The sequence below is a fragment of the Streptomyces cahuitamycinicus genome (assembly GCF_002891435.1).
In the GTDB taxonomy this organism is placed as follows: Bacteria; Actinomycetota; Actinomycetes; order Streptomycetales; family Streptomycetaceae; genus Streptomyces; species Streptomyces cahuitamycinicus.
The window spans coordinates 1-12001 of the sequence record NZ_POUC01000249.1 but is presented as its reverse complement, the minus strand read 5'-3'; the positions used below and the strand labels follow the sequence as shown (position 1 = coordinate 12001).

The 12001-nt window shown below is 71.1% G+C and carries 12 protein-coding genes and 2 pseudogenes; 8 read left to right on the top strand and 6 right to left on the bottom strand.

The window, feature by feature from the left end:
* The first annotated feature begins 148 nt into the window (after positions 1-148).
* From C1J00_RS27700 to C1J00_RS27685, 4 genes are all read left to right on the top strand, one after another.
* Positions 149-646, top strand: a complete 498-nt coding sequence (locus C1J00_RS27700; RefSeq protein WP_102911741.1) for an SH3 domain-containing protein — start codon at positions 149-151, stop codon at positions 644-646.
* Positions 647-698: 52 nt separating this feature from the next.
* Positions 699-2063 (top strand): FtsW/RodA/SpoVE family cell cycle protein, encoded by a 1365-nt coding sequence (locus C1J00_RS27695; RefSeq protein ID WP_102911740.1) that lies wholly within the window; start codon positions 699-701, stop codon positions 2061-2063.
* Positions 2060-3535, top strand: coding sequence for a penicillin-binding transpeptidase domain-containing protein (locus tag C1J00_RS27690; RefSeq protein WP_102911739.1), 1476 nt, complete (start codon positions 2060-2062; stop codon positions 3533-3535). The genes C1J00_RS27695 and C1J00_RS27690 overlap by 4 nt, the downstream gene beginning before the upstream one ends.
* Positions 3536-3625: 90 nt before the next feature.
* Entirely contained in the window at positions 3626-4135 is a 510-nt protein-coding gene (locus tag C1J00_RS27685) for a DUF3291 domain-containing protein (protein ID WP_102911738.1), read from the top strand.
* 18 nt (positions 4136-4153) lie between these two features.
* Here the strand turns inward: C1J00_RS27685 and C1J00_RS27680 are convergent, their stop codons facing one another.
* Positions 4154-5254: a ferritin-like domain-containing protein gene (locus C1J00_RS27680; protein ID WP_102911737.1), complete on the bottom strand. Its 1101-nt coding sequence runs from the start codon at positions 5252-5254 to the stop codon at positions 4154-4156.
* 121 nt (positions 5255-5375) lie between these two features.
* Here C1J00_RS27680 and C1J00_RS27675 point away from each other — a divergent pair, with 121 nt between their 5' ends.
* From C1J00_RS27675 to C1J00_RS27660, 4 genes and pseudogenes are all read left to right on the top strand, one after another.
* Entirely contained in the window at positions 5376-6314 is a 939-nt protein-coding gene (locus C1J00_RS27675; RefSeq protein ID WP_102911736.1) for an AurF N-oxygenase family protein, read from the top strand.
* Between the two features lie 39 nt (positions 6315-6353).
* Positions 6354-7007: a TetR/AcrR family transcriptional regulator gene (locus C1J00_RS27670; protein ID WP_102911735.1), complete on the top strand. Its 654-nt coding sequence runs from the start codon at positions 6354-6356 to the stop codon at positions 7005-7007.
* Positions 7008-7017: 10 nt separating this feature from the next.
* The gene (locus C1J00_RS27665) at positions 7018-7317 is read left to right on the top strand and encodes a DUF8847 domain-containing protein (RefSeq protein ID WP_102911734.1); all 300 of its coding nucleotides are present in this window, start codon (positions 7018-7020) and stop codon (positions 7315-7317) included.
* Positions 7318-7423: 106 nt separating this feature from the next.
* Positions 7424-8691 (top strand): annotated as a pseudogene (locus tag C1J00_RS27660) (C40 family peptidase).
* Here C1J00_RS27660 and C1J00_RS27655 read toward each other — a convergent pair.
* The 5 genes and pseudogenes from C1J00_RS27655 to C1J00_RS27635 form a co-directional block, all read right to left on the bottom strand.
* Positions 8655-9917, bottom strand: coding sequence for a styrene monooxygenase/indole monooxygenase family protein (locus C1J00_RS27655; RefSeq protein ID WP_102911733.1), 1263 nt, complete (start codon positions 9915-9917; stop codon positions 8655-8657). The pseudogene C1J00_RS27660 and the gene C1J00_RS27655 overlap by 37 nt on opposite strands.
* A gap of 12 nt (positions 9918-9929) precedes the next feature.
* Positions 9930-10577 carry a GTP-binding protein gene (locus tag C1J00_RS27650; RefSeq protein WP_102911732.1) on the bottom strand — a complete coding sequence of 216 codons (648 nt, stop codon included), beginning with the start codon at positions 10575-10577 and terminating at the stop codon, positions 9930-9932.
* Positions 10558-10980 (bottom strand): DUF742 domain-containing protein, encoded by a 423-nt coding sequence (locus C1J00_RS27645; RefSeq protein WP_102911731.1) that lies wholly within the window; start codon positions 10978-10980, stop codon positions 10558-10560. Before C1J00_RS27645 ends, C1J00_RS27650 begins: the two co-directional genes overlap by 20 nt.
* On the bottom strand, positions 10977-11501 hold the full coding sequence (locus tag C1J00_RS27640) for a roadblock/LC7 domain-containing protein (protein ID WP_102911730.1): 525 nt from the start codon (positions 11499-11501) through the stop codon (positions 10977-10979). The genes C1J00_RS27645 and C1J00_RS27640 overlap by 4 nt, the downstream gene beginning before the upstream one ends.
* A pseudogene (locus C1J00_RS27635) lies at positions 11498-12001 on the bottom strand (histidine kinase); the annotation flags it as partial. The gene C1J00_RS27640 and the pseudogene C1J00_RS27635, both read right to left, overlap by 4 nt.

The following is a 12001-nucleotide window of genomic DNA, read 5'->3' as shown; positions in this document are numbered from 1 at the left end:
GGGCGGTGGCCACCCTGACGCTGGCGGCGGAGTGAGGGCCCGGGGCACGTTCTCCTATGGCCCAGCGTGAGGGGCGACACCCCCTGGGCGCTCCTAATGTGGCGATAAGTCAGCTTCGGCACTCTCGCCCATCCATGGAGGTACCCCCATGTCACTACGCACCCGTCTCTCCATAGCAACCGCCGCCGGGCTCCTCGCCGCCGCGGCCGCCGTCACGCCCGCCGCCGCCCAGGACGACTGGGACCCGAGCGGCGGCAACGGCAACGGCAACGGTGGCAATGGCAACAGCCACCACGACCCCAGCGGCGGGAACGGCGGCAACGGCAGCGGCGGGAACGGGAACGGCAGCGGCGGCAACGGCGGGAACGGGAACGGCGGCAACGGCAGCGGCGGGAACGGCCACCACGACCAGCGCCTCTACGAGGGCGTCGTCACCGCGGACACGCTGGCGCTGCGCAGCGCTCCGAACCGCGGTTCGCAGATCATCCGGTTCGCCCACCGGGGCGACGTCGTCAAGATCTTCTGCAAGACGGGCGGCGAGACCGTGCAGGGCAATCCGCTCTGGTACCTGCTGACGGACGGCACCTGGGCCTGGGGCGCGGCCCGGTACATCGACAACATCGGCCCCGCGCCACGCTGGTGCTGACACTCAGTCACTCAAAGGCACACAAGACGCACTGTTTGGGTAGGTTCCGGACATGAGTAAGGCCGGAATCACCGTGGCGACGGCGGAGCCGCCCACGCCCGCCGTCCGCCGCCTCCCCCGCCGCCGGGGCATCGAACTCGCCCTCATCGTGCTGGCCGTCCTGCTGTCGGTGTACGGCTACTGCGCCGTGGGCCTAGCCCGGCACGGAGCGCTTCCGCCCGGTGCCGCGGGCTACGGCGCCGGGCTCGGCGTACTGGCGCTGCTGGCCCATCTGGCGGTACGGCTGCGGGCCCGGTACGCCGACCCGCTGCTCCTGCCCATCGGGGTGCTCCTCAACGGACTCGGCCTGGTGCTGATCTACCGGCTCGACCTGGAGACCCCGGGGGACCGGGCGGCACCCGCCCAGCTGGTGTGGTCGACCCTGGGCGTGGCGCTGTTCATCCTGGTCGTCCTGCTGCTGCGCGATCACCGGGTGCTTCAGCGCTACACGTACGTCTGCGTGGTCGCGGCCCTGGTCCTGCTCGCGCTGCCGATCCTGTTCCCGGCGGTGAACGGGGCCCGCATCTGGATCCGGATCGCCGGGTTCTCCATCCAGCCGGGCGAGTTCGCGAAGGTGCTGCTGGCGGTGTTCTTCGCCGCGTACCTGGCGGCGAACCGCAACGCGCTCGCCTACACCGGCCGCCGCGTCTGGAAGCTCCAGCTCCCCACCGGCCGCGTCCTCGGCCCGATCGTCGCCGTCTGGCTGGTGAGTGTGGGCGTGCTGATCCTGGAGCGCGACCTCGGCACCTCGCTGCTGTTCTTCGGCCTGTTCGTGGTGCTCCTCTACGTCGCCACCGGCCGCACCGGCTGGATCGCGGTCGGCCTGCTGCTGGCAGCGCTGGGTGCGGTCGCCGTCGGCCGGCTCGAGCCGCACGTGCACGGCAGGATCGAGACCTGGCTGCACCCGTTCGCCTCCATCGAGGCGGGCGAGGGCGCGAACCAGCTCGCCCAGTCGCTGTTCGCCTTCGCGGAGGGCGGCCTGCTCGGTGCGGGCCTCGGACTCGGCCACTCGTACCTCATCGGCTTCGCCGTGAAGTCGGACTTCATCCTGGCCACCGCGGGCGAGGAACTCGGCCTGGCCGGCATCACCGCCGTCTTCCTCCTCTACGGCCTGCTGGTGGAGCGCGGCTTCCGGGCGGGCCTGGCGCAGCGCGAGCCCTTCGGCCGGCTGCTCGCGGTCGGTCTCGCCTCGCTGGTGGCGCTCCAGGTGTTCGTGATCGCGGGCGGGGTGACCGGGCTGATCCCGCTGACCGGCTTGGCGATGCCGTTCCTGGCGCAGGGCGGCTCGTCGGTGGTCACCAACTGGGCGATCGTGGCGCTGCTGGTCCGGGTGAGCGACTCGGCCCGGCGCGATGACGACGGGCAGGACGCCCGGTGACCCGGCACATCCGGCACGCCGGCTACTTCTGCGTCCTGCTGCTGGTGGCACTGCTGGTGAACGCCGCCCGCGTCCAGATCGTCCAGGCACCGTCGTACGACCGGAACCCGGGCAACCGGCGCCCCGACATCACCCGCTACGAGCAGCCGCGCGGGGACATCCTGGTCGGCGGGCGGCCCGTCACCGGCTCCAGGGACACCCGCGAGCACCTGCGCTACGAACGGACCTACACCGACGGCCCGCTGTACGCCCCGGTCACCGGCTTCGCCTCCCAGCTCTACGGGACGACCCTGCTGGAGAGCACCGAGGACGGCGTGCTGTCCGGCGCGGATCCGATGCTGGCGCCGTTCCCGCTGTGGAACGACTTCACGCGGGCGCACAACGCCGGCGGAGACGTCGTCACGACCCTCCACCCGGCCGCGCAGGAGGCCGCGTTCAAAGGGCTCGCGGGCCGCAAGGGCGCGGTGGCGGCGCTGGAGCCGTCGACCGGCCGGATCCTGGCCCTGGTGTCCGCCCCGTCCTACGACCCCCAGCCGCTGTCCGGCAACGGCTCGGCCGCGGCGCGGGCCTGGACGCGGCTCAACGCGGACAGGGACCGCCCGATGCTCAACCGGGCGGTCCGGCAGACCTATCCGCCGGGCTCGACCTTCAAGGTCGTCACCGCGGCCGCCGCGCTGGACACCGGTGTGGTCACGGACCTCGAAGCGCCGACCGACTCCCCCGACCCCTACCGGCTGCCCGGAACGCGGACGCGCCTGACCAACGCGTCGAAGGGCTGCGAGGACGCCTCCTTGCGCGAGGCCTTCACCCTCTCCTGCAACACGGTGTTCGCCAGGCTCGGTGTGGAGGTGGGCGTGACGGACATGACGGCCACAGCGCGCGCCTTCGGGTTCGGCAACGGGGAGCTGCGGATCCCCTTCCCGGTGGCCCGGTCCACGTTCGACACCACCCTGGACAAGGCCCAGCTGGCCCTGTCGTCGATCGGCCAGTACAACACCCGCGCCACACCGCTGCAGATGGCGATGGTCGCGGCGGCCGTGGCGAACGGCGGCCAGGTGCGGGATCCGTACCTGGTGGAGCGCACGACCCGGCCGGGCGGCAGCACCCTCGCGACGGCCGGCTCGCGGGCGATCCGGCAGGCGATGTACCCGTCCACCGCCGTCCGGCTGCGGGCGATGATGCGGGACGTGGTCGAGACCGGCGGCGGACGCAAAGCCGCCATCCGCGGCGCCAAGGTCGGCGGCAAGACCGGCACCGCCCAGCACGGCCTCGGCAACTCCGGGACGCCGTACGCCTGGTTCGTCTCCTGGGCGCAGGGCGAGCGCGACCTGGCAGCGCGGGTGGCGGTCGCGGTCGTCGTGGAGGACGCGGAGGCGGAGCGCGGGGACATCAGCGGAGGCGGTGACGCGGCGCCGATCGCGCGGGCGGTGATGGAGGCGGTACTGAACTCCCGCGAGCACCCGACCGGTTGAGGACGCGACGACCGGTGGATGACGCGAGCACCGACCGGTTGATGAGACGGGGCTACCGGAACCAAGGGCGCCCGACCTACCGTTCGGTTCATGACTGAGCCCGCGTACGAACTCGCCCAGGTCAACCTCGGCCGTCTCAAGGCGCCGCTCGACTCACCGCAGTTGAAGGACTTCGTCGACCAACTCGACCCGGTGAACGCGGACGCGGACGGGGCAGAGGGTTTCGTCTGGCGTCTTCAGGGCGAGGCCGGTGACGACGCCACGGACGTGCCCGTCTTCGGCGACTCCTGGCTGATCATCAACATGTCCGTGTGGCGCGACACCGATGCCCTTAAGGCGTACATGTACCAGGGCCGGCACCGGGAGATGCTCGCCCGGCGACGTGAGTGGTTCGAACGGGTCCAGGAGGCCATGGTCGCCCTCTGGTGGGTCCCGGCGGGACATCGCCCCACGGTCGCCGAGGCGGAGTCCCGCGTCCTGCACCTGCGCACGCACGGCCCGACGCCGTACGCCTTCACCCTGCGGACCTCCTTCCCGCCCCAGGGCGCGACTCCCCTGCTCGGCGAGGTGCCCGAGGGGCTGGGCTGCGGCGCGCTGTAGCGGGCCTCACCCGGCGGCTCACCGCCCCGCGTCGATCGCCCCCCGCACCTCCGCCACCCGTTCCCTCTCCTCCGCCGCGAAGCGCTCCGCGTCGAGCTTCTCGGCGATCTCCTCGTCCTGGGACATCAACAGGTCCAGGCCGGCGTCGCCCATCTCCAGGACGCCCATGTCGACGTAGGCCTGCTGGAGGCGTTCGCCCCACAGGCCGATGTCCTTGACGCAGGGCACGATGCGGCTGAAGAGGAGCTTGCGGAACAGGGTGAGGAACTCTGACTGCTCGCTGTACTCCTCCGCCTCGGCCTTGGGGATGCCGAAGTTCTCCAGGACCTCGACGCCCCGCAGCCGGTCGCGCATGAGGTAGCAGCCCTCGATGACGAACTCCTCGCGCTCCCTCAACTCGGCGTCCGTGAGCTGCCGGTAGTAGTCGCGCAGGGCCATCCGCCCGAAGGCCACGTGCCGGGCCTCGTCCTGCATGACGTAGGCGAGGATCTGCTTGGGCAGCGGCTTGTCCGTCGTGTCCCTGATCATGCCGAAGGCGGCCAGCGCGAGGCCCTCGATCAGCACCTGCATGCCCAGGTACGGCATGTCCCAGCGGGCGTCGCGCAGCGTGTCGTCCAGCAGGGACTGGAGGTTGTCGTTGATCGGGTACAGCATCCCGACCTTCTCGTGCAGGAAGCGGCCGTAGATCTCGGCGTGCCGGGCCTCGTCCATGGTCTGGGTCGCGGAGTAGAACTTCGCGTCCAGGTCGGGCACCGACTCCACGATCCGCGCGGCGCAGATCATCGCGCCCTGCTCTCCGCGCAGGAACTGGCTGAACTGCCAGGAGGCGTAGTGCCGGCGCAGATCGCCCTTGTCCTTCTCCGTCAGCTTCGCCCAGTGCCTGGTCCCGTAGAGGGACATCGCCTCGTCGGGGGTCCCGAGCGGATCGAACGGATCCACCTCCAGCTCCCAGTCGATCCGCTTCTGGCCGTCCCACTGCTTGTCCTTGCCCTTCTGGTAGAGGGCCAGGAGACGGTCGCGGCCGTCGTCGTACTCCCAGGCGAAACGGGCCGCGCCGCTCGCCGGCACCTGCCGTACGGGCTCTTCCGGTTCCTTGGTGTACAGGTCGAAGGTCGGCATGCCCGCAGGCTCACACGAGGTAGACACCGGGTCAACAAGTAGTGCGCAGGGGATTGACGAGCTTGCTGACAGGCAGTCTCATAAGAGCAACAGTGACGTGTGCACAACGAGGTGGGCAGCCATGACGACCCTGACCGAAGCCGACGCGCTCGACGGCCTGCGCGACGCCCTCGGCCTGCTGAAGGACCGGGAGCAGGTGGCCCAGCGGCTGCTCGACTCCTCAGCCAAGCACTCCTTCGACCCGGACAAGGAACTGGACTGGGACGCGCCCTTCGAGGAGGGCAAGTGGTTCTGGCCGCCGGAGCTGGTGTCGCTCTACGACACCCCGCTGTGGAAGCGGATGGGCGAGGAGCAGCGCATCCTGCTCTCCCAGCACGAGGCGGCGGCCCTGGCCTCGCTCGGCATCTGGTTCGAGATCATCCTCATGCAGCTGCTGGTGCGGCACATCTACGACAAGGCGGCCACGAGCGCGCACGTCCGCTACGCCCTCACCGAGATCGAGGACGAGTGCCGGCACTCCAAGATGTTCGCCCGGCTGATAGCCCGGGGCGACACGCCCTGGTACCCGGTCAGCCGCGCGCACCAGCAGCTGGGCCGCCTGTTCAAGACCATCTCCACCACGCCGGGTTCCTTCACGGCGACCCTGCTGGGCGAGGAGGTCCTGGACTGGATGCAGCGGCTGACGTTCCCCGACGAGCGCGTCCAGACCCTGGTCCGCGGCGTCACCCGCATCCACGTCGTGGAGGAGGCCCGCCACGTCCGCTACGCCCGTGAGGAACTCCGCCGCCAGATGGTGACCGCGCCCAAGTGGTCCCAGGAGTTCACCCGCATCACCTCCGGCGAGTTCGCCCGCGTCTTCTCGGTGGCGTTCGTGAACCCCGACGTCTACACGAACGTGGGCCTGGACAAGCGGGAGGCCCTCGCCCAGGTCCGCGCGAGCGGCCACCGCCGGGAGGTCATGCAGAACGGCTCCCGGCGACTGACCGACTTCCTCGACGACATCGGGGTGCTGCGAGGGGTCGGACGACGGCTGTGGAAGTCGTCGGGGCTGCTGGCGTAGAAAGGCGGACTCCCCGGCACCCCGATTACCCTGCGAGGCATGACACCTGCCGCGCCGACCCCCGCCTACCGGCGACTCAGCGTCGAGGAACGCCGCAGTCAGCTGCTGACCTCCGCGCTGGACCTCTTCGCCCACCGCGCCCCGGAGGAGGTGTCCCTCGACGACGTGGCGGAGGCGGCCGGGGTTTCGCGGCCCCTGGTGTACCGGTACTTCCCGGGCGGCAAGCAGCAGCTCTACGAGGCCGCCCTGCGCTCCGCCGCCGACGAGCTCCAGCACTGCTTCGACGAACCCCGGGAAGGCCCCCTCGTCCCCCGACTGTCCCGCGCCCTCGACCGCTACCTGGCCTTCGTCGACGGGCACGACACCGGCTTCAGCGCCCTTCTCCAGGGCGGCAGCGTCGTCGGGACCTCCCGCACCACCGCCATCGTCGACGGCGTCCGCCGCGTCGCCGCCGAGCACATCCTCAGCCACCTGGGCGTCACCGGACCCGGCGCCGCCCTGCGCATGACCATCCGCATGTGGATCACCGCGGTGGAGGCGTCGTCGCTCATCTGGCTCGACGAGGACAAGCAGCTCCCCGCCGAGGACCTCCGCGACTGGCTCGTCGAGCAGTTCGTGGCGATGCTGACCGTGACCGCCCGCCGCGACCCGCAGACCGATGCCCTGGTCCAGGCGCTCGCCGAGGATGTCTGACACTGATCCCGTGAAGAGCGAAGACACCCCCTTCGAGGGCGGCCCGATGGACGGCAGGGTCCTGCCCGTCCTCCTCGGCATCACCGGCCACCCGCCCAAGACGTACCGCATCCCCGTCCCGGACCCCGACGGCGGGCCGGACACCGTGCTCGTCTACCGCCGTGTCCCCCGGGGGCCGGGCAGGGCCGGCCTGACCAACCGCTGGAAGTACGCGTACGACCCGGAGGGCTCCCCGAGCCGCCGGCTCAACTGGCCCTGGTCGAAGCCAGACGCCACGCCGCGCGGCAAGCCGGACGACGCCGACGGGTGACCCCGTTGCGCCGAACCGCGCACACCCACCGCGCGCACCGGCCGCACACCCCTGATCCTCACGGTGTCCGGCGGCACCACGCCGCCCCCGCATCGGAGGTGATGGCATGTCAGGAAAACTTCTGCGTCTGGTCTGCATCGCGGCGACGGCGGCCGGAGCCGTCCTGGCGCCCGTCCCGGCCACGGCCGTTCCCGAGCCGGACACGGAACAGCACGAGATCGCCGGTCTTCTGACAGATCTTCAGGAGCGTTACAGGAAGGCCGAGGAGGCCACCGAGGCCTACAACGCCACCGAGGAGAAGCTGAAGAAGCAGCGCGCCGAGACCGACCGTCTGGACCGCGCCCTCGCGCGCGCCCGGCTCTCCCTGCACGACAGCCGGGGCGCGGCCGGCCGGCTGGCCCGGCAGCAGTACCAGAGCAGCACCGACATCTCTCCGTACGTGCGCCTCCTCCTGGCCCGCGACCCGCAGCACGCGATCGAGCAGGGCCATGTGATCGGCCGGCTCGCCAGGGAGCGGGCCGACACCGTCGGCCGGCTGACCGGCAGCGAGCGCACGGCCCGCGAGCTGGCCCGCAAGGCCCGCACGGCCCTCGACCGGCGGCTCGCCCTCACCGAGCGGCGCAAGAAGGAACGGGACGAGGTCCGCGCCCGCCTGCACGACGTCGAGAAGCTGCTCGCCTCCCTCAGCCGCGATCAGCTCACCGACCTCGCCGAGTTCGAGCGGGACGGCATCGCCAAGGCACAGAAGGAGTTCATGGCGTCCGGCGCGCTCAGCGGCGAACGCAACGGCGACGATGGCCCCAACAGCGACAGCGGCGGGAACGACAAGAATCGCGGGAGCAAGGGAAACAAGGGAGGAAGGGAAGCGAGGGGAGCAAGGGGAGCGAGAGCGGCGTCCACGCCCCGTCGGCAGAGGGCCGCCGGGCCGTGCGCTACGCCGTGCGGCAGCTCGGCAAGCCGTACGAGTGGGGCGCGGAGGGCCGGAGGACGTACGACTGCTCGGGGCTGACCTCCCGGGCCTGGGCCGAGGCCGGGGTGCCCGTCCCCCGGACCAGCCAGGAGCAGTGGAAACGGCTGGAGAGGATCCCGCTGGACGAGCTGCGCCCGGGCGACCTGGTCGTGTACTTCGAGAAGGCCACGCACGTGGCGCTGTACCTCGGGGACGGCATGGTGGTGCAGGCGCCCCGCCCGGGCGCGAAGGTGAAGGTCTCACCGATCGCGGCCAACCCCGTCCTGGGCGCCGTACGCCCGGACCCGGACGGGAAGCCCCCGCGGCGGTACGAGCCGCCGGAGCTCCCCCAGGGCGCCACTGACGGGTCGGACGAGGCCTACGAGGGTTACGCGGCGCCCGCGCCGGACACCTCGACCAGATAGGCCTGCGTCTTCGCCGGGTCGTAAAGGAAGTTCTCGAAGTCGGCCGGGTCGTTGAAGCCGTTGGCGAAGCGGTCGGCGACCGGCTGGAGCTCACCGGCGGCACCGATGAGGTTCAGGATGTGCTCCGGCGGCGGCGCGAGCATCGCGTTGGTCCACTTGGTGACGTGCTGGGCGGTGCTCCAGTAGCGGTCGAAGGTGGCGCGCATCCATTCCTCGTCGAACGGCTTGTCGCCGTGCTCGATGATCGAGGAGAGGTAGGCGGCGGCGCATTTGGACGCCGAGTTGGACCCCTGCCCGGTGATCGGGTCGTTGGCCACGACGACGTCCGCGACACCCAGCACGAGTCCGCCGCCGGGGAGGCGGCCGATCGGGTTGCGGACGGTGGGGGCGTAGCGGCCGGCCAGTGTGCCGCCCGCGTCGGTCAGTTCGACCTTGGTGGCCCGCGCGTACTCCCAGGGGACGTACCGCTCCATGAGTTCCAGGGTCAGGGAGAGGTGCTCCGCGGGGTCCTTGACGCCGTTGAAGGCGTCGAGCGGGCCGCCGGGTATGCCCTCCCAGAACAGGATGTCGGCGCGGCCCGAGGTGGTCAGGCAGGGCATGACGAACAGTTCGCCGACGCCGGGCACGAGGTTGCAGCGGACCCCTTCGGTGTCGGGGTGCTCGGGGCGCGGGCCCAGGCCGTGGACATACGACACGGCCAGCGCGCGCTGCGGCTCGCTGTACGGGGAGCGCTCCGCGTCTCGGCCGAACATCTGGACCAGCTCGCCCTTGCCGGCCGCGACGAGCACCAGGTCGTAGGTGCGGGAGAAGTAGTCGAGGTCGCCGACGGCCGCGCCGTGGATGACGAGCTGCCCGCCGCGCTGCGCGAACGTCTCCATCCAGCCGGCCATCTTCACCCGCTGGTCGATCGACTGGGCGTACCCGTCGAGCCGGCCCAGCCAGTCGATCGCACGGGCCGCGGGGCCCTCGGCCCAGGAGCCGGGGGCGGCGACCGAGACGCCGAGTCCTTCGATCTTCGGGGCCTGGGACTCCCAGAAGTTCAGCTGGAGATCACGCTCGTGCTGCAGCGCCGTGTGGAACATGCACTGCGTCGACATGACCCGGCCGGTGCGGATCTCGTCCGCCGTCCGGTTGGACATCAGGGTGACCTCGTACCCCTGTGACTGGAGGCCGAGGGCGATCTGGAGCCCGGACTGACCGGCTCCGACGACGAGTATCTTCCGCATGCGGGCTGTCCTCTACTCGGGGGTTTCGTCGAGCGCGTGGCCCACGAGGGCCAGGAGGGTCTCGATCACGGAGATCCGGCGACGCGCGTCCATGATCATGACAGGTATGTGCCGCGGGATGGTCAGGGCCTCCCGCACGTCCTCCGGCTCGAACAGCTCGCTGCCGTCGAAGTGGTTGACCGCGACCACGTACGGCAGCCCGGAGCTCTCGAAGTAGTCCAGGACCGGGAAGCAGTCCTTCAGACGGCGGGTGTCGGCCAGGACGAGGGCACCGATCGCGCCGCGCACGATGTCGTCCCACATGAACCAGAACCGCTGCTGGCCCGGCGTGCCGAACAGGTAGAGCACCAGGTCGTCGTCGAGCGTGATGCGCCCGAAGTCCATGGCGACGGTGGTGGTGGTCTTGCCCGGGGTTGCGGTCAGATCGTCGGTCGCCTCGCTCGCCTCGGTCATCAGCGCCTCGGTCTGCAGGGGCGTGATCTCCGAGACGGCGGTGACCAGCGTGGTCTTGCCCACGCCGAAGCCGCCCGCCACCACGATCTTCGTGGCTATGGGGGCACGGGTGCGGTCCGTCTCCCAGGCGTGCATGCCGTCGTCCGGCTGGACGAACGGGGATGTACCAGCAACGCCGTGAGCGGCGTCAGAGACGACGGAGTCCACTCAGCACCCTTTCCAGCAGAGCCCGGTCCGGGCGGCCCGTGCCGTGGCCGGTGCCCGTTCCGTACACACGGATCTTTCCCTGGTCCGCGAGGTCGCTGAGGAGCACGCGGACCACGCCGAGCGGCATCTTGAGCAGCGCGGCGATCTCGGCCACCGTACGCATCCGGCGGCACAGTTCGACGATGGCCCGCAGTTCCGGCATGACGCGGGTGGAGAGGTTGCCGTTCGTCAGTTCCCTGCGCTCCTCCGGGGCGTCGAGCGCGGCCGTGCTCGCCACGAACGTCTCCACGAGGAGGACGTGGCCGAAGCGGGTTCGGCCGCCGGTGAGCGAGTAGGGGCGGACCCGGGCGGGTTTGCGGTCGCCGCCGCGGACAGGCAGGTGATGCTTCGGCTTACTGCTCATCGGGCACTCCCCGTCGTCTGGGAATCCTCCAGGGATTTACGGAGCTCGCTGCGGAGTTCGGGCGTCAGCACGTGGCCGGCGCGGCCGACGAACAGGGCCATGTGGTACGCCACGACGCTCATGTCGCAGTCCGCGGAGCCGTGGACGCCGAGCAGCGAGCCGTCGCTGATCGACATCACGAACAGGCTGCCCTCGTCCATCGCGACCATCGTGTGCCGGGTCCCGCCGAAGTCCATCAGCCGGGCGGCGCCGACGGTGAGGCTGCCGATGCCGGAGACGATGGTGGCCAGGTCGGCGGCGGAGCCGCGGGGGCCGGTCCGCTTGGTTCCGCGGGCCTGCAGGGCCTCCCTCGCCTCCTTGTTGCGTTGGTCGTCGGAGGAGAGCAGGAGCAGTCCGTCGGAGGAGACGACCGCGACCGAGAGGAGACCTGGTACCTCCTCGACGAGGTTGGTGAGCAGCCAGTGCAGGTTGCGGGCCTCACTGCTCAGTCCGATCAGTCCGAAGGTACTGGGCGCGGTCAACTGCTTGCCTCCTCGACTGTGCCCCCCGTGGAATCTCCGGATCCAGCTGGTCCTGCTGCGCCGGTGGCCGGCCGCTGGTGCGAGGCCGTCCTCTCGGCGATCTCCGCCTCCACGTCGCGGTAGCCGGCCTGCGCGCCCTGGCGGAACCCGCCGAGACGGCGACGCAGGGCTTCGGCGTCGACGGAGCCGCTGCGCTGGCGTGGGGCGGTGGTCTGTGCGGTGATCTTCGGAGTGCGCTTGGGGAGGCCCTTGTCGGTGACGCGGTCCTCCTCCTCGTCGGGCGCGCGTTCGTGCTCCGGGCTGCCGTCCCCGTCCGCCTCTGCCGCGGGCGGCCCGTGCGGGCCGGACTGGCCGTCCCCGGCCACGGCTTCACGCCCGACCGGGTCCGACGCCCCAGGCTGCACGGGGATCAGCAGCTCCATCGTGGTCTCCGCGGGGGACTCCACGGGCGCCACGGCGTCGTCCGGACCGGCGGATACCGGGGGCTCGGCGGGGGTGGC